The organism is Amycolatopsis cihanbeyliensis, from assembly GCF_006715045.1.
GTDB lineage: Bacteria > Actinomycetota > Actinomycetes > Mycobacteriales > Pseudonocardiaceae > Amycolatopsis > Amycolatopsis cihanbeyliensis.
This window is the reverse complement of sequence record NZ_VFML01000001.1, coordinates 4,086,760-4,109,048: the sequence shown is the minus strand read 5'-3', so window position 1 is coordinate 4,109,048 and position 22,289 is coordinate 4,086,760. Positions and strand designations below refer to the sequence as shown.

The 22,289-nt window shown below is 70.9% G+C and carries 24 protein-coding genes; 13 read left to right on the top strand and 11 right to left on the bottom strand.

Features of this window, described 5'->3' with window-relative positions; genetic code table 11:
• Positions 1-12 precede the first annotated feature (12 nt).
• On the bottom strand, positions 13-657 hold the full coding sequence (locus FB471_RS18650) for a hypothetical protein (RefSeq protein ID WP_141999726.1): 645 nt from the start codon (positions 655-657) through the stop codon (positions 13-15).
• 424 nt (positions 658-1,081) lie between these two features.
• Between FB471_RS18650 and FB471_RS18645 the strand changes: the two genes are divergently transcribed.
• From FB471_RS18645 to FB471_RS18625, 6 genes are read left to right on the top strand one after another with little or no spacing between them, the layout of a single operon-like run.
• On the top strand, positions 1,082-2,155 hold the full coding sequence (locus tag FB471_RS18645; protein WP_141999725.1) for an HpcH/HpaI aldolase/citrate lyase family protein: 1,074 nt from the start codon (positions 1,082-1,084) through the stop codon (positions 2,153-2,155).
• A complete protein-coding gene (locus tag FB471_RS18640; protein WP_141999724.1) occupies positions 2,152-3,021 on the top strand; it encodes an HpcH/HpaI aldolase/citrate lyase family protein in 870 nt (289 codons plus the stop codon). Before FB471_RS18645 ends, FB471_RS18640 begins: the two co-directional genes overlap by 4 nt.
• A gap of 26 nt (positions 3,022-3,047) precedes the next feature.
• Positions 3,048-3,596 carry an AAA family ATPase gene (locus tag FB471_RS35200; protein WP_246076467.1) on the top strand — a complete coding sequence of 183 codons (549 nt, stop codon included), beginning with the start codon at positions 3,048-3,050 and terminating at the stop codon, positions 3,594-3,596.
• Positions 3,597-3,615: 19 nt separating this feature from the next.
• Positions 3,616-4,170: an AAA family ATPase gene (locus tag FB471_RS35195; RefSeq protein WP_246076466.1), complete on the top strand. Its 555-nt coding sequence runs from the start codon at positions 3,616-3,618 to the stop codon at positions 4,168-4,170.
• Positions 4,163-4,780 (top strand): DUF4276 family protein, encoded by a 618-nt coding sequence (locus tag FB471_RS18630; protein ID WP_142002122.1) that lies wholly within the window; start codon positions 4,163-4,165, stop codon positions 4,778-4,780. Before FB471_RS35195 ends, FB471_RS18630 begins: the two co-directional genes overlap by 8 nt.
• A gap of 50 nt (positions 4,781-4,830) precedes the next feature.
• A complete protein-coding gene (locus FB471_RS18625; protein ID WP_142002120.1) occupies positions 4,831-6,063 on the top strand; it encodes an MFS transporter in 1,233 nt (410 codons plus the stop codon).
• On the opposite strand, the gene FB471_RS18620 is transcribed toward FB471_RS18625, so the two are convergent.
• From FB471_RS18620 to FB471_RS18585, 8 genes are read right to left on the bottom strand one after another with little or no spacing between them, the layout of a single operon-like run.
• The gene (locus tag FB471_RS18620) at positions 6,031-7,413 is read right to left on the bottom strand and encodes an amidase (RefSeq protein WP_141999723.1); all 1,383 of its coding nucleotides are present in this window, start codon (positions 7,411-7,413) and stop codon (positions 6,031-6,033) included. The genes FB471_RS18625 and FB471_RS18620 overlap by 33 nt on opposite strands.
• Positions 7,414-7,473: 60 nt before the next feature.
• Positions 7,474-8,259, bottom strand: a complete 786-nt coding sequence (locus FB471_RS18615) for an SDR family NAD(P)-dependent oxidoreductase (protein WP_141999722.1) — start codon at positions 8,257-8,259, stop codon at positions 7,474-7,476.
• A complete protein-coding gene (locus tag FB471_RS18610) occupies positions 8,256-9,698 on the bottom strand; it encodes an aldehyde dehydrogenase family protein (protein WP_142002118.1) in 1,443 nt (480 codons plus the stop codon). Before FB471_RS18610 ends, FB471_RS18615 begins: the two co-directional genes overlap by 4 nt.
• 2 nt (positions 9,699-9,700) lie before the next feature.
• Positions 9,701-10,477, bottom strand: coding sequence for an ABC transporter ATP-binding protein (locus FB471_RS18605; RefSeq protein ID WP_141999721.1), 777 nt, complete (start codon positions 10,475-10,477; stop codon positions 9,701-9,703).
• Entirely contained in the window at positions 10,474-11,247 is a 774-nt protein-coding gene (locus FB471_RS18600; protein WP_141999720.1) for an ATP-binding cassette domain-containing protein, read from the bottom strand. The genes FB471_RS18605 and FB471_RS18600 overlap by 4 nt, the downstream gene beginning before the upstream one ends.
• The gene (locus FB471_RS18595) at positions 11,244-12,053 is read right to left on the bottom strand and encodes an ABC transporter permease (RefSeq protein ID WP_141999719.1); all 810 of its coding nucleotides are present in this window, start codon (positions 12,051-12,053) and stop codon (positions 11,244-11,246) included. Before FB471_RS18595 ends, FB471_RS18600 begins: the two co-directional genes overlap by 4 nt.
• Positions 12,053-12,997, bottom strand: coding sequence for an ABC transporter permease (locus FB471_RS18590; RefSeq protein WP_141999718.1), 945 nt, complete (start codon positions 12,995-12,997; stop codon positions 12,053-12,055). The genes FB471_RS18595 and FB471_RS18590 overlap by 1 nt, the downstream gene beginning before the upstream one ends.
• Positions 12,994-14,487 (bottom strand): ABC transporter substrate-binding protein, encoded by a 1,494-nt coding sequence (locus tag FB471_RS18585; protein WP_141999717.1) that lies wholly within the window; start codon positions 14,485-14,487, stop codon positions 12,994-12,996. The genes FB471_RS18590 and FB471_RS18585 overlap by 4 nt, the downstream gene beginning before the upstream one ends.
• Positions 14,488-14,669: 182 nt before the next feature.
• Here FB471_RS18585 and FB471_RS18580 point away from each other — a divergent pair, with 182 nt between their 5' ends.
• The 7 genes from FB471_RS18580 (at position 14,670) to FB471_RS18550 (ending at position 19,551) form a co-directional block, all read left to right on the top strand.
• Positions 14,670-15,545 (top strand): helix-turn-helix domain-containing protein, encoded by an 876-nt coding sequence (locus FB471_RS18580; protein WP_170220853.1) that lies wholly within the window; start codon positions 14,670-14,672, stop codon positions 15,543-15,545.
• Between the two features lie 22 nt (positions 15,546-15,567).
• Positions 15,568-15,762 (top strand): DUF397 domain-containing protein, encoded by a 195-nt coding sequence (locus tag FB471_RS18575; protein ID WP_141999715.1) that lies wholly within the window; start codon positions 15,568-15,570, stop codon positions 15,760-15,762.
• Between the two features lie 91 nt (positions 15,763-15,853).
• Entirely contained in the window at positions 15,854-16,126 is a 273-nt protein-coding gene (locus FB471_RS18570; RefSeq protein ID WP_141999714.1) for an SAV_915 family protein, read from the top strand.
• A complete protein-coding gene (locus FB471_RS18565; protein ID WP_141999713.1) occupies positions 16,119-16,406 on the top strand; it encodes a hypothetical protein in 288 nt (95 codons plus the stop codon). Before FB471_RS18570 ends, FB471_RS18565 begins: the two co-directional genes overlap by 8 nt.
• Before the next feature lies 1 nt (position 16,407).
• The gene (locus tag FB471_RS18560) at positions 16,408-17,733 is read left to right on the top strand and encodes a hypothetical protein (protein WP_141999712.1); all 1,326 of its coding nucleotides are present in this window, start codon (positions 16,408-16,410) and stop codon (positions 17,731-17,733) included.
• A gap of 218 nt (positions 17,734-17,951) precedes the next feature.
• On the top strand, positions 17,952-18,383 hold the full coding sequence (locus FB471_RS18555) for a hypothetical protein (RefSeq protein ID WP_141999711.1): 432 nt from the start codon (positions 17,952-17,954) through the stop codon (positions 18,381-18,383).
• A 91-nt stretch (positions 18,384-18,474) separates the two neighbouring features.
• Positions 18,475-19,551 carry a patatin-like phospholipase family protein gene (locus FB471_RS18550; RefSeq protein WP_141999710.1) on the top strand — a complete coding sequence of 359 codons (1,077 nt, stop codon included), beginning with the start codon at positions 18,475-18,477 and terminating at the stop codon, positions 19,549-19,551.
• On the opposite strand, the gene FB471_RS18545 is transcribed toward FB471_RS18550, so the two are convergent.
• Positions 19,548-20,756 carry a thioester domain-containing protein gene (locus FB471_RS18545; protein WP_170220852.1) on the bottom strand — a complete coding sequence of 403 codons (1,209 nt, stop codon included), beginning with the start codon at positions 20,754-20,756 and terminating at the stop codon, positions 19,548-19,550. The two genes, FB471_RS18550 and FB471_RS18545, sit on opposite strands and share 4 nt — an antisense overlap.
• 354 nt (positions 20,757-21,110) lie before the next feature.
• Positions 21,111-22,190, bottom strand: a complete 1,080-nt coding sequence (locus FB471_RS18540) for a trans-sulfuration enzyme family protein (protein ID WP_141999709.1) — start codon at positions 22,188-22,190, stop codon at positions 21,111-21,113.
• Between the last annotated feature and the right edge of the window lie 99 nt (positions 22,191-22,289).

Here is a 22,289-nt window from a genome sequence, read left to right as displayed (position 1 = left end):
CGCAACCGCCGGTCAGCCGCAGTTCGCGGGCACCTCGCCGACGGCGAGGAGCTGCTCGTAGGCCACCTCGTTCACCCAGCGGGACACCGCGTCCATGGGGGCGAGCATCCGGTCGGCGCGCCCGGCCAGGTCCAGATCGACCACGGCGTCCTCGTCCGCGGTCACCACACCCAGCCCGTAGGTGCGGGCCCTCGGCAGGCAGTTGTCCACGTAGTCCTGGCTGAACACGGCCGAGTAGGGCAGCACCATCGCGGCCTCGCCGTAACGGGCGAACGGGACCGTCGCCGCCATCCCGGTCCGCCAGTGCCGCGCCACCGCGAGCACGCCGACGATCTCGGCGGCAGGGGCGGGCGCGGTGGCCGCGAACTCCGGCCAGGTCCAGGTGGCGACGGTGGCGCGGTCGAGGATCGGGCTCGCGCCCATCGCGATCCGCTCGGCGTGCACCTCGGTGCGCAGCCGGGCGACCAGCACGACCCGGCGCCCGAGCAGGGTCGACTGCGGCAGCGCCACCCCGTCCCAGTCGAGCTGGGCGGCGGCCTCGGCCGCGAGGTCGTCCGCGGGCGCCGGAAGGTCGACCGCGGATGCCGCGCGGCGGTGCAGAGATCGGGTGTCACTCGCTCCGTCGGTCACCGTGGTCTGACCTGGTGTCACCGCCATGAGGTCCGCCTCCTTCTGCTTCGCGCTGCGCCTGACCTGCCTCGTGCAAAAAGGCACATGAATTGAGTACCAGGTGCGGGAAGTTCGGGTCTCCGGGCAACCGCGGCGACTGCGATCGACGGCGCTGAACGGTCGGTGACCGGTCGACGGGCGGTCGTCCGACTTCACCCCGACCGTGCCGCCGTACGGGTGAGGGCTGGTCGAACGGCATATCGACGCGGTGCAACGGCAATCGCTTTCGTTCACTCACCCGCGCGAGCACCAATCTTGTGCTTGACAGCGCAGTGCCCTCGGCTGCCCTCGGCTGTCCTCTGCGGGTCTCGGCGAGTCCCCCGCGGCCCTCGGCGTGAGCCACACCGCAGCGACGCCCGGATCGTCGGGATAGGGTCAACCTTGGGTACCGGCCAGTAACGTTGGAGGCTCGATGCGCTCGCCGAAGGACTTCTTCGCGCCCCTCGCCGTGGGGGCGCCCGATCCGCCGCGGCAGATCCCGGTACTGCCCTCCCGGATGATCCACTTCTTCGACCCGGGCAACGAGAAGATGGCGACCAAGGTCCCCGGCATCGCGCCGCAGGTCGACGTTCTGCTCGGGAACCTGGAGGACGCGATCAGGGCGGACCGGAAAGAGGCGGCGCGCAACGGCCTCGTGCGGATCGCGAAGTCGGTCGACTTCGGTCGCACCCAGCTCTGGACCCGGGTGAACAGCCTCGACTCGCCCTGGGTGCTGGACGACCTGATCACGCTGGTCACCGAGATCGGCGACCGGCTCGACGTGATCATGGTGCCGAAGGTGGAGGGCGCGCAGGACATCCACTACGTGGACCGGTTGCTCGCCCAGCTCGAGGCGCGCGCCGGGCTGACCAGGCCGTTGCTGGTGCACGCGATCCTGGAGACCGCGAGCGGTGTGGCCAATGTGGAGGAGATCGCCGGGGCGAGCCCGCGGATGCAGGGCATCTCGCTGGGGCCCGCGGACCTCGCCGCCAGTCGCCGGATGAAGACCACCAGGGTCGGCGGGGGGCACCCCGGCTACCTGGTGCGCACCGACCCGGTCGGCGAGGAGCTGGACGAGGGCCGCACCACCTACCAGCAGGACCTGTGGCACTACACCGTCGCGCGCATGGTGGATGCCTGCGCGATGCACGGGATCCTGCCGTACTACGGGCCGTTCGGCGACATCCGGGACACGGTGGCCTGCGAGGACCAGTTCCGCAACGCCTTCCTGCTCGGCTGCGTGGGCGCGTGGAGCCTGCACCCGGCGCAGATCGAGATCGCGAAGAAGGTGTTCTCCCCCGCGCCGCGGGACGTGGCCTGGGCACGCAAGGTGATCGGCGCGATGGGCGACGGCACCGGCGCCGTGATGATCGAAGGAAAGATGCAGGACGACGCCTCGGTGAAGCAGTGCAGGGTGGTCGCCGAGCTCGCCGACGCGCTGGCCGCTCGGGACCCGGAGCTGGCCGAGGCCTACGACGCCGCGACCGAGGAGGCACTGGCCGAATGACCGAGGTGACCCCGCGCCGGTCCGTGCTGTACATGCCCGGCGCGAACGAACGCGCGCTGGAGAAGGCCAAGACCCTGCCCGCGGACGCGCTGATCCTCGATCTGGAGGATGCGGTGGCCCCGGACGCCAAGGAAGCGGCGCGGGAACGGGTGTGTGCCGCCGCGGCGTCCGGCGAGTACGGACCGCGCGAGTTGACCATTCGAGTGAACGGCCTGGACACCGAATGGCACGACGCCGACCTGCGCGCCGCGGCCAAGGCGGGCCCGGCCGCCGTCGTGGTTCCCAAGGTGAACTCGGCCCGCGAGGTGCACAACATCGAGCGCGCGCTGGAGCTCGGCGGGGCGCCCGAGCACACCAGGATCTGGGCGATGGTGGAGACCCCGGTCGCCATGCTGCATGCCGAGGAGATCGCCGCGGCCAGTGAGCGGCTGACCGTGCTGGTGCTGGGCACCAACGACCTGGCGAAGGAGCTGCACGCGGAGTTCGTCCCCGGCCGCGCGCCGCTGCTCGGTGGGCTCTCCCTGTGCCTGCTCGCCGCGCGGGCCACCGGCAAGGTGATCCTGGACGGGGTCTACAACGACGTGCGCGACCTCGAGGGCTTCGAGGCGGAGTGCGTGCAGGGCAGGCAGTTCGGCTTCGACGGGAAGACGCTCATCCACCCCGGCCAGCTCGAGCCGTGCAACCGCGTGTTCGCGCCCTCGGAGGAGGAGGTCGACCGCTCCCGCCGGATCATCACCGCCTTCGACGAGGCGCAGGCGGCCGGGCAGGGCGTGGTGACCGTGGACGGTCGGATGATCGAGAACCTGCACGTGGACAACGCCCGCCGGATCCTCGCCCTCGCCGACGCCATCGCCGCCCGCGCCTGACCATCCGGCCGCCGTACAGTGAACGCATGATCAGCCGCACACTGGACTCGATCACGATCGAGGGGTTCACCTCGATCCGTTCCGCCACGGTCGATCTGGGTCGGTTGAACGTGCTGGTGGGCGCCAACGGCGCTGGGAAGAGCAACTTTGTCCGGACTTTCGGCCTACTCGGCCGAATCGCGGCCGGTGCGCTCAACCTGTTCGTCAACCTGCACGGCGGCGCATCGGCACTGGTGAACAGCACCGAGGGGTCCTCACGCATCCGGCTCCGCCTGGACGCGCCGCCGAACGCATACGAGGCGAACCTGATCCCGGCCGCGAATGACGAACTCATCTTCGAGGACGAAAGCGTCTCCTTCCACGGGCCGGGTCACGAACAGCCGTACCGGGAATCTCTCGGCAGGGGACAGCGAGACCCGGCTGCGCGAGGAGGCCGAACGCAAACCCGGGCGAATCGCCGCACACGTTGTCGGTCTGCTGAACGGTTGCCGCGTCTACCACTTCCACGACACAAGCGGCGACGCGCCGGTCAAGCAACTGGTCCCGACGGCGGACAACCTCGCCTTGCGTCATGACGCGGGCAACCTGGCGGCCGTGCTGCTCAGCCTGAGCGAAAGCGAACGGGACGAGAACCGCGCCGCCTATGCTCGCATCGTGAACGCGGTCCGGCAGGTCGCGCCGTTCTTCCGGGACTTCGTGTTGCGCCCGGAAGGCAACGACCGCGTCCGGCTCCGGTGGTGGCAGCACGACTCCGATGCGCTGTTCTCGGCCAACCAGATGTCCGACGGTACGCTGCGGTTTCTCTGCCTGGCGGCCCTGCTGTTGCAGCCCGAACTGCCCGCGCTCGTCGTGCTGGACGAACCCGAGCTGGGGCTGCATCCGTTCGCTATCGTGCAGCTCGCGGGCTTACTCAGGCAGGCGGCCGCACGGAGCCAGGTACTGATCGCGACCCAGTCGGTCACGCTGATGAACCAGTTCGAGATCGGAGATCTCATCGTGGTCGAGCGGGAAGGCGGTACATCCACGTTCACGCGTCCGCCGGCCGACCACCTGGCCGCATGGCTGGAGGAGCACTCGCTCGGCGAGCTGTGGGAGAAGAACCTGATTGGCGGCCGGCCCGGTGATCGAGGCAGCACCGCACATGGCTGATCGACCTCGCCGCCTGCATGTCCTCGTCGAGGGGCAGACCGAGGAGATCGTCGTCAACCAGGTCATCTCGCCGTACCTGGCGAACTATGGCTGGTGGACGAGTCATTCCCTGGCCAAGACGAAACGCCCTGCCGGTGGGTCGACGCACAAGGGCGGGGTCACTCGATGGGCCAAACTGGAGCTGGACCTCAGACTGCTGCTGCGGGACAGCAGCATCGACGTACTGACGACCGTCCTCGACTACTACGCGTTTCCCGCGGACAGCCCGGGCATGCGAACGCGGCCCGCGGGCCCACCGCATGACCGCGTCCTGCATGTGGAGGCGGCTCTGCGCACCTCGGTCAAGGATCCGCGTTTTCTGCCGAACCTGGTACTACACGAACTCGAAACGTGGGTGTTCGCCGCCGCCGAGGAGCTGGGGTCCTGCGGGAACGACCCGAAACTCGCCGCCATATTGTGCCGAGACGTCGATGCGGCGGGAGGTTCTGAGCTGGTCAACGACGGTCCGCTGGCCATCGCCGAGCTCGGTATCGACGACCTACGTACGCGATGCCCGCACTTCGATGCCTGGCTGACCCGTCTGATCAGCGCGCCCGCCGAAATGCTCTGAAGGAAAAGGAGTTGGGGAGTCGGGAGGCCGGTGGCTAACGTTTCGCGGTGATGGGGAGCAGGGGGCGGTCGCCGCGGCTGGGTTCCGACTTCGGCAAGCTGTGGGCGGCGAACCTGGCCACCAACATCGCCGACGGGGTCGCGATGGCGGCCGGGCCGCTGCTGGCGATATCGCTCACCGGCAACCCGACGCTGATCGCCGGCACGGTGTTCGTGCAGCAGCTTCCCTGGCTGCTGTTCTCGCTGATCAGCGGCGTGTACGTGGATCGGCTGGACCGGCGCAAGCTGATCGCCGTGGTCGACCTGCTGCGTGGCGTGGTGATCGGCGGGCTGGCCATCGCCGTCTGGTCGGGCGTGGCCACGATCGCCGTGGTGTACCTGGCGTTCTTCCTGGTCGGGACGGCGGAGACGCTGGCGGACAACGCTTCCGGCGCACTGCTGCCGAGCATCGTCGGCGCGGAGGCGCTGCCACGGGCCAACGCCCGGCTGATCGCGACCCAGCAGGTGGCCGACGAGCTGGCCGCGCCGCCGCTGGGGGCCGCGCTGTTCGCGCTCGGGACGGCGCTGCCGTTCGGGGTGAACGCCGCCGGGTTCGTGGTGGCGGCGCTGTTGGTCAGCACGATCCGGGGTGGTGGGCGGACCGGACCGGTGGAACGGCGGCCACTGCGCGCCGAGATCGGCGAGGGGCTGCGCTGGCTGTGGCACAACCAGGTGGTGCGGATGCTGGCGCTGTCCATCTGCGCGATGAACGTGACCCTGCTGGCCGCGTTCGCCATCCTGGTGCTCTACGCCCGCGAACGGCTCGGCCTCGCCGAGATCGGGTTCGGCCTGCTGCTCAGCGCGATGGCCGTCGGCGGGCTGATCGGTGCCGGGATCGCGAGCAGGCTGCGGCACCGGTTCACCGACTCGGTGCTGCTCCGCACCGGCCTGATCGTGGAGACGGGCACGCATGTGCTGCTGGCGCTGGCCGAGACGCCGTGGCTGGCGGTGGCGACCCTGGTGCTGTTCGGGATGCACGGCGCGATCTGGGGCGTGGTCGCCACCACCTGGCGGCAGCGGGTGGTCCCCGAGCACCTGCGCGGCCGGGTGAACAGCGTGTACCTGCTGTTCGCGGTGGGTGGCGCGGCGCTGGGCAGCCTGGTCAGCGGCCCGCTGGTGAGCGCCTTCGACGTCACGGCGCCGTTCTGGCTTTCGGCGGTGTTGATGGCGGTGGTGACCGCGGTGGCGTGGCCGTACTTCGGGCGGCACCTGCTAGCGCGGCCAGGGGCGCTGAGCGGGGCGTAACCGCTCGTAGGCGGCGGCCACCCTGAGCACCCCGGGGTCGTCGAACCGGCGGCCGGTGATCTGCAGCCCGATCGGCTGCCCACCCGCGGTATAGCCGCAGTTCACCGACACCGAGGGCTGGCCGGACATGTTGGGCGGCACGGTGAACGCGATGTGCTCGAACGGCGCGTCCGGGTCGTTCGTCGGCGACGCCCAGTCCGCCGGCGGCGCCTGCACCGGGCACACCGGGGAGAGCACCGCGTCGAACGGGGCGCAGGCCCGCAGGGTGGCGACGCTGATCGCGTCGATCTGGGCGAAACCGCGGTACACCTCGATCCCGGAGGCGCCACCGGCGCCGCGCACCCAGTCGGCGATGTACGGCAGGATCCGCTCCCACCGCCGCGGCGGCAGCGCGGCGGTGTCGGAGAGGAACCGGGTGCGCCAGAACAGGTCGAGCCCGTCCAGCATCTGCCTGGTGAGGAACGGCTCGACCGGTTCGACCACGGCACCCGCCCGCTCGAAGGCGGTGGCCGCCGCGCGCACCGCCGCGTGTACCTCGGGCGCCACCGGGAGCCCGGTCCCGGCGTCGAGCTGCAAGCCGATACGCAGCCCGGCGACCTCGGCCGGGACGGTGGCGAAGTCCAGCTCGGCGGGCGGCAGGCTCAGGTGGTCCCGGGAATCGGGCCCGGACAGCACGCTCATCAGCAGCCCGGCGTCGGCGGCGGTCCTGGTCAGCGGGCCGGCGACCCGGCCGGGGTAGGGCGGGTCGACCGGCACCCGGCCGAAGCTCGGCTTCAGGCCGACCGACCCGCACCAGCCTGCCGGCAACCGGATCGAGCCGCCGATATCGGTGCCGACGTGCAGCGGCGCGTACCGGGCGGCGCAGGCCGCCGCCGCGCCCGCGCTGGACCCGCCGGGGGTGAGTGTGGTGTCCCACGGGTTGCGGGCGGCGGGGTGGAAGCTGGAAAGGCCCGAGGTCAGCATCCCGTAGTCGGGCATGGTGGTCTTACCGAGCAGCACCGCGCCGGATTCGCGCAGCCGCGCGGCGGCCGGCCCGTCGGCCGGGGCGGGGACCAGCTCGGTCGCGGCCGTGCCGAGCGGGATCGGGGTCCCCTCGGTGGCGATGTTCTCCTTGAGCGTGCACGGCACCCCGTCCACCGGGCCGAGCGGCCTGCCCGCCAGCCAGCGCCGCGCCGAGGCCTTGGCCGCGTCCAGCGCGCCCTCCGGATCGGAGGCGTACAGCGCGCACAGGGTCGGCTCCAGCTCCTCGATCCTGGCGATGGCCGCCCCGGTGACCTCCACCGGCGACAGCGTCCCGCCGCGGTAGCCCTGGATCAGTTCGGTCGCGCTCAGCTCGATCAGGTCGCTCACCACCACTCCTTCCACCGGACCTCGGCCTTGCCCACGGTCGCGTCGTTCTGAATGACCCTCCTACCCTGCTGGCGGGTCGTAGCGTCCGTCCACCGCCGTCCAGCCGCCGTCCACCGGCAGCACGGCGCCGGTGACGAAGCTGGCCGCGTCCGAGGCCAGGTAGACCACCGCGCCCGCCAGCTCGGCCGGCCGCGCCCACCTGCCCAACGCGCTCTTGCTCGCGTAGGCCCGGTACCAGTCCGGGTCGGCCTTGATCGGCTCGGTCAGCGGGGTCTCCACCACCCCGGGTGCGATCGCGTTCACCCGTACCCCCGCCGGGCCGAACTCGGCGGCCGCGGTACGCAGTAGCTGCACCAGTCCCGCCTTGGTGGCCGCGTACACCCCCTGCCCGGGTTCCACGGTGCTGCCCCGGATCGAGGAGAACGCGATGATGCTGCCACCGCCCCTGCCGACCAGCCGCGCCCCGAACGCCCGCACCACCTCGAAGGTGGCACCGAGGTTCAGCGCGACCACCCGGTCGAACTCCTCCCGCCGGTAGTCCAGCAAACGCTTGCGCACGTTCATCGCGGCGGTGAGCACCACGATGTCCAGCTCCCCCAGCTCGGCGGCGGCCCGCTCGACCGCGGCGGAATCCAGCAGGTCCAGCCGGTAGGCCTCGGCACGCTCGCCGGCAAGCTCCGCGGTCTCGGTCGCCCCCGCGAGGTCCCGGTCGGCGCAGACCACCCAGGCCCCGTGCGCGGCCAGTGCCCGCGCCGACTCCCTGCCGATCCCGCTGCCCGCGCCCAGCACCACGGCCCGCCTGCCGTCCAACCGGAACAGCTCGGTGTAGTTCTCGGTGTAGCTCATGGCCGGATCACCGCCATCCTGGTCACGGTCAGCTCCTCCACGGCGAACCGTGGACCCTCCCTGCCGATGCCGGAGTCCTTCACCCCGCCGTAGGGCATGGTGTCCGAGCGGAATCCGGGCACCTCGTTCACCACTACCCCGCCGACCTCCAGGGTTTCCACCGCCCGCAGCGCGGTGCGTAGCGACCCGGTGAACACGCCGGCGTGCAACCCGTACCGGGATGCGTTCACCTGCGCCAGCGCGGTGTCCACATCCGGCACGGTGCGCAGGCACACCACCGGGCCGAACGCCTCCTCGTCCCAGCAGTCGGCGCCGTCCGGGACATCCGTGAGCACGGTCGGCCGCAGCACCCCACCCGCGAGGTCGCCGCCGGCGAGCACCCGCGCCCCGGCGGCGACCGCCGCCTCGATCCAGGCCAGCACCCGCTCGGTGGAGTCCCGGTCGATCAGCGCGGACACCCGGGTGCCCTCCGACCGCGGGTCACCGACGGCCAGTTCGTCCAGCCTTGCCAGCAGCCGCGCGGTGAACTCGGCCGCGACCTCCGCGGTGAGCAGCACCCGCTGGACCGAGATGCAGGCCTGGCCGGAGGCGTAGAAACCGCCGCGTAGCACGGCGTCCACCGCGGCATCCAGGTCGGCGTCCGGCGCGACGACCAGCGCGGCGTTCGAGCCGAGCTCGAGCAGGGTCTTGCGCGGCGCGGCGGCGCGGGCGATGCGGTGCCCGACGCCTGCCGAACCGGTGAACGACACCGCGGCCACCCCGGGGTCGCCGACCAGTGCGGCACCCACCTCGGCGTCCCCGGTCACGAGCTGCGCAAGCGCTTGCGGGACGCCCGCGCGCTCCGCGGCCGACCGAACGAGGTGCACCAGCCACAGGGTGGCCAGCGGGGTGGCCGGGGCCGGTTTGCCGATCACCGGGCAGCCGGCCGCGATCGCGGGGGCGATCTTGTGCGAGGCGAGCAGCAGCGGGTAGTTGAACCCGGCGATCCCGGCCACCACTCCGACCGGCCTGCGGGTCCAGAACCCGAGCAGGCCCTCGCCGGAGGGCAGCAGGTCCAGCGGCACGGTCTCGCCGTGCAGCCGGGCCACCTCCTCGGCGGCGGCCTGCCAGGTGACCAGGGTGCGGGCGACCTCGACCCGGCAGTCCACCAGCGGCTTACCGGTCTCCAGCACCAGCAGCCGCTCGAACTCCGCCCGCCGGGACTCCAGCGCGGCGCCCACCGCGGTGAGCACCGCCCGCCGCAGGTGCGAGGGCAGCGCCGCCACCTCGGCACGCACCTCGGTCGCCGCGCGCACGGCACGGCGGACGTGCTCGGTCGTGCCCACCGGCGCGGTGGCGACCACGCCCCCGTCGTAGGGAAAGGTCACCGCGGCGGCCTCCGCGGCGGGCGCCCAGCCGGCACCGATCGGCAGGCCGTCCGGGTAGGGCGGTTCGAACATGCTCACCGTTCCTCCAACCGAGCCAGCGCGCGCCGCAGGCTGGGCGCGGCCGAGAGCAGTTCGCGGGTGTAGGGATGGGCAGGCGCGCCGTAGACCTGCTCGACCTGGCCGAGCTCGACCAGCTCACCGGCCCGCAGCACGGCGACCGTCTCGCACACCTTGCGCACCACGGCCAGGTCGTGTGAGACGAAGATCAGGGTGAGCCGGTACCGCTCGACCAGCTCGGTCAGCAGCTCGAGGATCTGCGCCCGCACCAGCACGTCCAGTGCGCTGACCGGCTCGTCCGCGATCAGGACCGAGGGTCGTGGAGCGAGCGCGCGGGCGATCGAGATCCGTTGCCGCTGCCCGCCGGAGAACTGGTGCGGGTACCGCTCGCCCGCGTCGGCGGGCAGGTCGACGGCGGCCAGCAGCTCGCGCACCCGTTCCCGGTGCCCGCGGCGCCTGCCGAGCGGTTCGCCGATGATGTCCCGCACCCGCATCCGCGGGTCGAGGGAACCCATCGGGTCCTGGAACACGAGCTGTAGTTCGGAGCGCAGGAAGCCGAGGGCGCGTTCGGGCAGGTTGTCGATCCGCCTGCCGCCGAAGGTGACCGTGCCCGCGCTCGGCCGGTCCAGCCCGGCGAGCAGCCGGACCAATGTGGACTTTCCGGAACCGGACTCGCCGACGATGCCGAACCGGCTGCCCCGCTCGATGTCCAGGCTCACCCCGCGTAGCGCGGTGACCCCCGCACGGGCGAACCCGCGCCGGTACTCGCGCCGCAGGTCACGTACCTCGATCATCCGACCTCCAGGCTGGACGCCGCGAGCAACCGCTGGGTGTACTCGTGTTCCGGGGTGCGCAGCACCCGGCTGGTGCTGCCCTGCTCGACGAGCCTGCCCTGGTACAGCACCAGCACCCGCTCGCAGACGCCGGCCACCACGGCAAGATCGTGCGTGATGAACAGCAGGGAGCTCTCCCGGTCCCGGGTTCCGGCCAGGATCAGCTCCAGGATCCGCGCCTGCACCGTGACGTCCAGTGCGGTGGTCGGCTCGTCGCAGATCAGCAGCGCGGGGTCGTTGGCGAGCGCGATGGCCAGCACCACCCGTTGCCGCTGCCCGCCGGAAAGCTGGTGCGGGTAGGCCCGCGCGATGCGTTCCGGGTCGGGCAACCGCACCCGGTCCAGCAGGTCCACCGCGGCCAGCCGGGCCGCGCGCCGGTTCGGTCGGGTGTGGTGCAGCAGCATGACCTCGGCGACCTGGCGGCCCACCCGCATCGCCGGGTTGAGCGCGGACATCGGTTCCTGGAACACCATCGCCATCGACCGGCCGCGCAGCCCGGACAGGGTGCGCTCCCCCGCGCCGAGCAGTTCCCGGTCGGCCAGTCGCGCGCTACCGGTGGCGGTGAGCCCGGGTGGGAGCAGACCCATGATCGCCGCGGCGGTCAGTGACTTGCCCGAACCGGACTCCCCGATCAACCCGACCCGCTCGCCCGGTTCGACCGTGAAGGACACGTCCTCGACCAGTACCCGCGTACCCGAGCGAACGCTCAGCTCCGTCACCCGCAGGGTCATCGGCGTGCCTCCAGCCTGGGGTCGAAACGGTCCCGCAGGCCGTCGCCGAGCAGGTTGAACCCGAGCACGGCGAGCGCGATGGCCGCCCCCGGCACCAGTGCCAGCCGGGCGTCCACGGCGAGCAGTTCCTGCGACTCCTGCAACATCCGGCCCCAGGAGGGCGTGGGTGGCCGGGTGCCGAAGCCGAGGAAGGACAGGGCCGCCTCGGCGAGCACGGCGATCGCGAAGGACACCGAGGTCTGCACCAGCAGCAACCCGGAGATGTTCGGGAACACGTGCCGCACCGCGATCCACCACCGGGAACGGCCGGCGGCCCGCGCGGCGAGCACGTACTCGGTGCTCATCACGCGCAGGGTGCCGGAGCGGGCGATCCGCGCGAAGGAGGGCACGGTGGCGATGCCGATCGCGATCATCGCGGTCAGCGTGGACGCGCCGTACACCGCGCCGAGCATGATCGCCAGCAGCAGCGCGGGAAACGCCAGCACCAGGTCGTTCACCCGCATGACCAGCTCGCCCAGCCAGTTGTCGGACATCCCGGCCAGGATGCCCAGCGGGGTGCCGAGCAGCGCGGCCACGCCGACGGCGACGACGCCGACGTAGAGCGTGGTGCGTGCGCCGACCATGAGCTGGCTGGCGATGTCCCGGCCGAACTTGTCGGTACCCAGCGGGTGCTCCCCGGTCGGCCCCAGCAGCCGGACGGTGGCGTCCACGTGCTCGGGGTCGTGCGGGGTCCACAGGAAGGACACCAGCGCGGCCAGGACGACCAGGCCGATCAGGCAGGCGCCCGCGACGAGGGTACGTGGCATCAGGACCTCCGCAGGCGTGGGTCGAGCACGGTGTACAGCAGGTCCACGGCGAAGTTGACCAGCAGCACGCCCACCACGAGGACGAGCACGATGCCCTGCACGGCGAGCAGGTCGCGGGCGGAGACCGCGTCCAGCAGCATGCTGCCCAGCCCCGGCAGCACGAACACCCGTTCCACCACCACCGCGCCGACCAGCAGGGTGGCCAGTTGCAGCCCGAGCACGGTGACCACCGGCACGGCGGCGTTGCGCAGGCCGTGCCGGACCAGGGCCTGCCCCGGCCGCAGCCCTTTGGCCCGCGCGGTGCGCAGGTAGTCCTCGCCGAGCACGTCCAGCACCGCGGAGCGCACGTACCGGGTGAGCACGGCGCCCTGCACCAGGCCGAGCGAGATCACCGGCAGCACCAGGCCGCGCAGCCACTCCACCGGGTCGCGTACCGGCGGGGTCCACCCGCCGGAGGGCAGCCAGCCCAGTCGCACGGCGAACACCTGCACCAGCACGATCCCGGCAAGGAACGCGGGCACCGCGACGCCGAGCTGGGCCAGCCCGGTCACCACCGCCCCGCTGGGCCTGCGGTGCCGTACCGCGGCGAGGATCCCGAGCGGAAGGGCGAGCAGCAGCGCCACCAGCATCCCGCCGCCGACCAGCCACAGGGTCACGCCGAGCCGGTCGGCGAGCTGCGGGCCGATCGGCTGCCTGGTGACGTAGGAGCGCCCGAAGTCGCCGCCGACCAACCCGCCCATCCAGTCCAGGTACCGGGTGACCAGCGGGCGGTCCAGGCCGAAGTCCTGCCTGGTCTGCTGCACCAGCTCGGGGGTGGCGTTCACCCCGAGGGCCACCTGTGCCGGGTCGCCGGGCAGCACCGCCATGCACAGGAAGATCACGATCGAGGCGGCGAGCACGCTGCCCGCGAAGATCGCGGCGCGCCGCAGTACCGCCGCGATCATCCCGCGCTCCCCAACCCCGTGAGGTCGAAGGACTCGCTGACCTGGTTGCGCACCAGCCCGGTGACCTCCTTCTTGGCGGCCACCACGTTCGGGAAGAGGAACAGCCAGCAGGCGGCGGCGTCCGCGGTGATGGTGCGCGCCACCTCACGCATCCGCGCGATCCGTTGCTCCGGGGTGCCGGTGTCGGCCTCGGTCAGCAACTCCCGCACCCGTGGGTTGTCGTAGCCCCAGTAGTAGTCCGGATCGCCGAAGGTGGTGATGTCCCGCGCCTCGACGTGCTGGATGATCGAAAGGTCGTAGTCGTGGTCGGTGAACACCCGCTGCAGCCATACCGCGGGGAAGTCCAGCGGCTCGATGGTGACCCGCACACCCACCTCGGCCAGTTGCGAGGTGACCACCTGGGCCGAGGACATCGCGTACGGCAGGTTCGGGATCCGCAGCCGCAGGTTCAGGTCGGTGGCCCCGGCCTCGGCGAGCAGGGCGCGCGCCCGCTCCGGATCGTGCGGGTGGAACCCGGAGAGGTCCTCGTACCAGGGATCGGTCGGCGGGACCATGCTGCCGATCAGGGTGCCGCGGCCGGCCATCGCGGTGGCCAGCAGCGCCTCGCGATCGATGGCCATGGTCAGCGCCCGGCGCACCCGGACGTCGTCCAGCGGTGGCCGGGCGTTGTTGAAGGCCAGCACGACCTCGCCGTTGGTGGTGCCCTGGCTGACGTCGAACCGCTCGTCCGCCTCGAACTGCGGGATCGAGTCCGGCGCCGCGATCGCGGAGATGACGTCGATCCCGTTGCTCAGCAACGCGTTGTTCAGCGCGGTCGGGTCCGGGTAGTACTTCAGGTGCACGGTGTCGTACGCGGGTTTCTCGCCCCGGTAGCCGGGGTTCTCGCGGAGCACGATCTCCTCGCCCCTGCGCCGGCCCGCCACCAGGTACGGCCCGGTGCCCACCGGTTTGTTGGCCAGGTCGGACACCCCGGTGCGGCTGAACATCGCGCCGACCCGGCCGGCCATGCTGAACAGCCAGGAGTTGCTCGGCCGGGTCAGCACCACCCTGGCGTGTGTCGGCTCGACGACCTCCACGTGGTCGACCACGTCCATCGCGGACTTCAGCGAGACCGTCCACTCCGTCTGCACCCGCTCGATGGAGAACTTCACGTCCTCGGCGGTGAACGGCGCACCGCCCGCGAAGGTGACACCCTCGTGCAGCCGGAAGTCGTAGGTGAGCCGGTCGGGGCTGATCGTCCAGGACTTCGCCAGCAGGGGCACGATCCGGCCCGAGCCGTCCAGTTTCACCAGGCCCTCGTAGACGTTGTAGAGCAGGGCCTGCGGGATCGCGGCGCCGTCGGTGGTGGTGAAGTCGAAGTTCTTCGGCTCGGCGCTGAACCCGACGGCGAGGGTGGACTCCCCGCCGCCGACGGTAGCCGTGGACCCCGCCGAGCATGCGGGCACGAGCAGCAGCAACGCGGCGATCGCGACGCGGAACCGTACTCGCATGGGCAACCCCAGTATGCACCGCCCGGCCCGCGCTGCCCAGCGCTGCTGAGCCACATGGCAACCAAGAGAATATTCCAAAGGAATATGAGTACTATCGGGTGAACCTCGGATGTTTCGCTCAGCCCCGGTCCCGCCCTCGCCGATGGGCCTTGTGACGGCAAGCACATTCGGAGGGATTCATCGTGAGCACCGCACAGGGCAGCACCCTGCGCCGCCGCAGGCTCGGGCACGAACTGCGCAGGCTGCGTGAACACGCCGGGCGCACGCATACCGAGGTGGCCGAGACGCTGGACTGCTCCCAGGCCAAGATCTCCAAGATCGAGGCGGGCCGGGTCGGCATCCGCACCCTGGAGCTGAAGGCGGTCCTGGACCTGCTCGACGTGCCCGAGGACGAGGCCGAACCACTGCTGGCCCTGGCAAGGGAGGGCAGGCAACGCGGCGTCTGGCACAAGTACCAGGACGCGTTGACGACCAAGTTCGCCAGCTATCTCGCGCTGGAGAACGAGGCCGTGGAGATCCGCACCTACGAAGGCGAGGTCGTTCCCGGCCTGCTGCAGACCGAGGGCTACGCCAACGCCATCAACAACGCCACCCGCCCGGACCACCAGATCGAGGTTCAGCGCTACACCGGCGCGCGCATGGCCCGCCAGGGCAGGCTGCTCGGTGGCGAGCTCCGGCTGTGGGTGGTGCTGAACGAGGCGGTGATCCGCAGGGTGACCGGCGGGGTGGAGGTGATGCGCGAGCAGCTGCGGCACCTGCTGGAGCTGGCCCACCGGTCGCATGTCAGCTTGCAGGTGCTGCCGTTCGCCGCCGGGGAGCATCCGGCGATGACCGGCCCGTTCGTGCTGGCCCGCTTCGCCAACCGGGAGCTGGACCCCGATGTCGTATACCTGGAGAATCAGACGGGTGGCCTGTTCCTGGAGGAGGCCGCGGAAACCCGGCGGTACCGCGAGTCCTTCGACACGCTGATGCAGGCGGGCCTGGACACCGGCCGATCGGCGCGGCTGATCGGCAAGGTGCTGCACGAGCTGACCACGGAGGCACCCGTGGGCTTCTAGCCAGACAACGAGGAGGCGCACGATGATCTCGGCGGAGCACCACTTCACCGGCTGGCGCAGGAGCAGCTACAGCACAGCCGGGCAGAACTGCGTCGAGGTCGCGACCTCCGGCCGGGTCGTCGGCGTACGGGACTCCAAGAACCCCGCAGGCGCCCCCCTCGCCCTGAGCCCCACCGCCTGGTCGGCCTTCCTCGCCACCCTCAGCTCCACTCGCTGACACGTTCCGTCACTCGAAGGGCGGTACCGGTAGTTCGTTCACCTCCTACACTGCCGATGGGGAGCGGCAGTGTCACGGAGGGGAATGTGCCATGCACGAGGGGGAGACGCCTGAGCTCGTCTACCTGCCCACGCAGCGGGTCGAGGCCGGCGACCCGGCGGCCAGCCTGGAGCTACGCCGGACCGAGGACGGCCGAACCGCACTGGTCGCCTACAGCTCACAAGAACTCCTGGTGGCCGGCTGTGGCGCGAGCCAGCCATGGATCGCCGTACCCGCGCACAAGCTGGAACGGCTCTACGACACCGGTGCGTTCGATTTCCTGGCGCTGAACGTCGAGCTGACCGAGGACATGCGGCATGGCTGAGGGATTCCAGGTCGACGACCTGAACCGGCTCGCAAGACCGCTGGCCGAGGGTGCACGGAACCTGTCGGACCTGGCCACCGACGCGCCGACGATCCCGAACGCGGGCGACTCCACCGGCATCGTCGCCAGCGCCCTGGTCGTGCTCAGCGGGGTGGTCGGCAAGGTGACCATGGCCGCGGCCGACTCGGCCGACGACGCCCAGGCTGCGCAGAACTCCTACGACGCCGCCGACCAGGCCGCCGGTGCCGAGCTGGCGGTACCGTGCAGGGAGATCGGCTGACATGGGCGTCGACCTGCGAGTGGCGGCGCAGGAGGCATCCTGCCGGGAGACTGCGACGAAGCTGGCCGCGCTGGACACCGGCGTCGAGGCCGTGGCGACGAACTTCCACCGGGCCCGCGGGGAGTCCGAGGCGATGTGGACCGGCACGGCCAGCGAGGCGTTCCGGGGCAACATGGCCTCGGCGGGCAAGGGCGCCGACGACATCGCCGCGAGCACCGGGGACGCCGGCCGCGCCCTGGGTGACTTCGCCGACGACATCGCCACCGTCCGGGCCAGGCTCGAGCACGCGCGAGGCATCGCCACCGGCGCGGGCCTGACCGTCAACGGGGATGTCATCGAGGAACCACATAACGCCGTCTACCCCGCCGACTTCACCGGGCCGCCGGTTCCCGGCATGCTGACCGCGGACCACCCGGACGCGGCCGCGGCGCAGGCCGACTACCAGCGCAAGCTGGCCGCCTACCGGGAGGCGCAGACCATCGCCAGCGAGGCCCGCGGGATCGAGAAGGCCGCCCACGACACCCTCGGTCAGAGGATGAGCACCTGGCAGACCGTGCTGAACGACGCCAGCAAGCAGAAGTGGTGGCAGCTCGCCGGAGCTGCCACCGGCACGGTCGGCTCCGCCATCCAGCAGGCGGGCAAGTGGAACCTGACCGCCCAGACCCGCTATGCCCAGGCCGCCACCTACGCCAAGATCCTCTCCGAGGTCGACGACCCCTGGCACCGGGCCGCCGCCACCCGCGCGGCGGGCGTCTTCGAGAACTCGGCCGATGACGCCGCGAGAGTGGCCCGCGCCAACACCAACCTCGCCGTCGGTGTCAAGGACACCAAGCTCGGCGACCTGTTGGCGCGAAACCTGGTCAACTCCGTCGATGACAGCTCGGGAGCCTTGGCGAAGCTCGGCTCCAAGGTTCCCGTTGTCGGTATCGTGCTGGCCGGGGGCCAGACGGCGATCGAAAGCTGGGGCAAGGACGCCGATGAGTGGGCGAAGTCAGCGGGCGCCAATCTCGGCGGAGCGGTTGTCGGCTCGCTCGCCACCGAAGCCGCGCTTGCCACTGCGGCATCGCTCAGCCTCGCCGGCGGACCAGCCACACTCGTCGCCGTCGGGGTCGGCGCCGCCGTCGCCTTCGGTGTCGGCGAGGTCGTGAACCACTGGCCGGAGATCAACGAATGGTCGATCGACCACGCGGCGGATCAAGTCGACCCGAATGCCATGGCCTGGATCGGACGCAAGGCCGAGGACGTCGGTGAGGCAGCGGGCGACGCCGCGGGTTGGGTCGGCGACCGGGCAGGCGAGTTCGGCCGCTGGGCTGGGAACCTGTTCTGACCATGACCGAGACACCAGCGGCACAGCCATGGCTTCCTCCGCAACCCGATCCGGATACTGGCGAGCCACGACCGCCCACCGCGCCACGCAGCTTCGGCGGAGACGAATCGACCCCTACCGATCGGCGGCCCCGCAAACATCCACCCATACCGGCGAACCAGGGACCGGTACTGGAATGGCGTCAGCACACTTTGGGCTACTCTTTACAGTTGGCGGCCATGTTGATCGGCCTGGCAGTGGTCCTGCTCTCGCTCATCAACTGGGATGTGAGCTGGCTCGTACGAACCTGGTACCTGACCCTGCCCTTGATGCTGTTCTTCGCCGGAATCGTCTACCGGCAGGCTTCCAAGGACTGGCTGGCCGCAGGGGCTACCTGGTTCCAGCACCGGACCGCGTGGGTGGACCTCTACGAGCTGACCGAGATCAAGATCGGCGCGGCCGGGGCCAAGACTATGCTGCGCATGCGTAACGCGTCTGGACAGAACGTCCAGGTCGCCCTCAACGACGTACAGAAGAACCAGGCCATGTGGGACCTGATCTACAACGGCATCCTGCATTCTGTGGTCACCGACAAGGCGGACCCGCCACCGAACGTCCGGACCATCCTCAAGCTGCCCGGCGGCAAGGCTGGGCGGCACCGGTCGCCCTGATGGTCGGCATGCGGCACAGGCCGCCATTGGGCTTTCAGTGAGCCCTACATGTAGTGATCGAACGGTGACGAGAAGCCACTAATCTGGGCTCATGCAGCGCGACGGGATCGGTCTGTGCCTCTCCGGCGGCGGCTACCGCGCCATGCTGTTCCACACCGGGGTGCTGTGGCGGCTGAACGAGCTCGGCTACCTGCCGAGGCTGTCGCTGATCTCCAGCGTGTCCAGCGGTGCCATCGCCGCCGGAACGCTCGCGCATGCCTGGCCCGAGCTGGAGTTCGACCGGGGGGTCGCCGGGAACCTCACCGAACTCGTGGTGCGGCCGCTGCGCGCACTGGCGCGGGTGAACGTGGATGTCTGGGCCACGCTGCGCGGCCTGCTCAAGCCGGGTCGCAGCGTCGGCGAGGAGGTGGCGACCTCGTTGCGCCGCAGGCTGTACGGCGACCGGCTGCTGCGTGACCTTCCGGCAACGCCGCGGTTCGTGTTCACCGCGACGAACCTGCAGAACGGCGCGCTGTGGCGGTTCTCAAGGGAACGGATGGGTGACACGAAGGTGGGCGGGGTACTGGAACCGGCGATCCCCCTTGCCAACGCGGTCGCCGCCTCCTCGGCCTTCCCGCCGTTCCTCTCCCCCGCGCGCCTGCGGGTACGGGAATGGGACATCCCCGGCGACGGCGACAGCGAGCGCCCGCGCAAGGTGGTGCTCTCCGACGGCGGGGTCTACGACAACCTCGGCCTGGAGCCGGTCACCGAGCGATGCGCCACGGTGCTGGTCAGCGACGGTGGGATGCGGATGGAGGAGCTGGTCAAGGTTCCGGCCGACTGGCCGCGGCACCTGCTGCGCGCCATGGACGTCGTGGACAATCAGGTGCGCAGCCTGCGCACCGGCCAGCTCCGCGAGTCCTACCGGGACGGCGAGTTCGGCGGGGCGTACTGGGGGACCTACACCGATATCGGCGAGTTCGGGCTGGACGACACCTTGCCGGCTCCCGCGCGGCGGACGCTGCGGCTGGCGGAGGTGCCGACCCGGCTGCACCGCATGCCGGATCCGATGCAGCAACGACTGGTCAACTGGGGTTACGCGGCCTGTGACGCGGGGATGCGGCGCTGGGTAGTACCCGGCGCCGCATCCCCCTCAGCCTTCCCGTACCCGGAGTCCGGGGTCGGTTAGGAGCTGGCCGTTCCCTTGCGACGGCGCAGGATGAGCAGCGTCACGGCGCCGCCACCGAGCAGCACGAGGCCGATCACCAGCGGGGTCATCGCGGAGAAACCGGTCTGTGCCAGCGGGCCCTCGTTGGACTGCGGGGCCACCGGGGTCTCGGTGGTGGAGGGCGCTGCCTCCGTGGTCGTGCTCGGCGCGGTGGTCGTGCTGGTCTCCGTGGTCGGCGGGGTCTCGCCCGCGGCGGACCAGCGCACCATCGCCTCGTCGGACAGCTTGAGCTTGTCCGAGGTCGCGACGATCAGCGACTGCGCCTTCACCTTGTCGTAGTTCTCGCCGACGAACAGGCGGCCGGTGTTCACCGCGGCGCTGGCCTTCAGGCCGAAGCTGCCCTTGCCCTCCTCGGCGTCCTCCGGCACGTGCACGAAAATCTCGGTGCCGTCGGTGATGTCGGCGGCGGTCAGTTCCTTGCCGTCCGCGTCGGTGAGGGTCGCACCCTCCGGCAGCCCGTCAGCAACGAGCTTCTGGATCTCGCCGCTGGTGGAAACGGTGAACGGCCCGATCCGCTCGCCTGCCTTGCCGGTGGCGTCGGCCGGGGTGAGCTCCAGTGCCGGATCCGGCTCGCTGATGCCCGTGTTGTTGTTCTTGTTCGTCAGGTAGCCGTACAGCGCCAGCACGTCCGCGGCCACCGGATCGGGTGCCCCGGCCAGCGGGCTCTCCTTGTCGAGGTCGACGCCGTCACTGTAGTGCCAGACCGCGGCCTGGGTGGCCGTGATGGCCTCACGCTTGCTCAGGCCGTCGTTGAACTCGGCGGTTCCCTCGAGGTCCTGCTCGATCGTCTCGAGGTCCTTGAACGGGTAGCCGTGGTGCAGCACCCAGTTGATCTTGTCGCGGTTGGCGTGGAAGTCCGTTTCCGAGTCGGGGAAGTCGTTCCACGGACGCTCGACCATGTCCTGGTCTTCCTTGATCGAGGTGCCGATCTCGACGCAGTACACCCGCAGGGACTCACCGCCCCGCAGGTCGATCTTGTAGTTCGCGGTATGCAACGACCTGTCGTGACCGGCCAGGTTGATCTCGTAGCCCTTCTGGTCCGCGTCACGGTCGACGCGTCCCCGGGCCTCCTCGGTCGCGCCGGCGGCGGGTGCCGCCAGCATCATGGCGATCGAAGCGCCGGCGAGGGCGGCACCGGCACGCACGATCGTTGACGTTCTTGGCATGGGTCTCCTTTTCGAGTGCCGTACTGCGATCCCAAGAGCCGCGCGGTGCTGCTACCCGCAGAGACCTAGGTAGAGAAAGAGCCACCGTTCTGGGTGAAGGTCACCCGGGCCAGCGAGGTTGGAGCCTACACAGGGCGGTAATCGGCACCCCAACACACCCCAGTTGCACTCGCTCTAGCCCAAAAGGACTAGTAATTCACTGTTTAAACAGTCGCGAAGCGTCAGATCGGCGGACGCGGAACGCAATCGTCCCTTGTCGAGGGAGCCCGTGACTCGGCGCACGGCGCCGGGCGGATCGCCGATCGTCCACTGTGTTCCGTCCAGCCACGAGCGACGCCCGTGCCCGAGCGACGATCACGATCGGGCAACACTTCCCGTGTTCCGCGCACCGTCCACTTCGTCCAGCGCGGACTCGAGGTCCCGCCAGAGGTCCTCGGGATCTTCGAGTCCGACGCTGAACCGGAGCATCCCGGCAGGGACGTGACTATCCGCGGGCCGCGCCGCGCGCCGTTCCATGCTGCTGTCCACCCCGCCGAGACTGGTGGCGTGCTGGATCAGGGACAGCGCCGCGCAGCAGGCGTCCGCGGCCGCGGCGTCCGCCAGTTCGAAGGCGATCATGGTGCCGGGCGGGTGGCGCACGTTCCACACGGCCGGATGCGCGGCCAGCCGCTCGGCCAGCAGCGCGGCCGTCTCGGAGGCCGCGGCCAGCCGCACCGGCAGGGTACGCAAGCCGCGCAGGGCCAGCCAGGTCTCCAGCACACCCGGGGTCGCGCCGGCCCTGGTCCGCGCCTCCCGCAGCGCGCCGGCGAGCTCCTCGTCCCCGCTCACCACGAGCCCCAGCAGCAGGTCGCTGTGCCCGCCGATCAGTTTGGTCGCGCTGTGCAGCACCAGGTCGGCGCCCAGCGCGAGCGGCTGCCGGCCGAGCGGGGTGGCGAAGGTGTTGTCCACGACCACCCGCGCGCCATGCGCCCGTGCCGCCTCGGCCACGGCCGCGATGTCCATCGGGTCCAGCGTGGGATTGGTCGGCGACTCCAGCAGCAGCAGGTCGGCCTCGGCGGCCGCCGCGACCCAGCCCGCGGTGTCGGTCGGTCCGATCCGCCTGCCGCGCAGCCGGCCGGTACGTTCGGCGTAGTCGAGCAGGTCGCGGGTACCCACGTAGCTGTAACCGGGTACGGCCACCTCGGCCCCGGCTGGCAACAGGTCGAACACCGCGGAGATCGCGGCCATCCCGGAGGCGTAGGCCACGGCCGTGCCGCCCTCGAGCTGACCGATCGCGTCCTCGAAGGCCGCCCAGGTCTCGGTGCCGTGCTCCCGGGCGTAGCCGAGTCCCAGCGCGCTGGCCGGCGCGATCGGCACGTTCATCGGGGCGTCCGGGCCTGCCGGGCGGCCCGCGGTGATCGCCCGGGTACGGGGTGACCAGTCGGCGGTGCTCATCCGCCCAGCCTGCCACGCCCCCTGAGCCTGTTCCCGAACTGGAGTCAGCTGCCCGAGATGAGTGGAGAACGCGCGTGGCGGAGCCCACGAGCGGGGTGG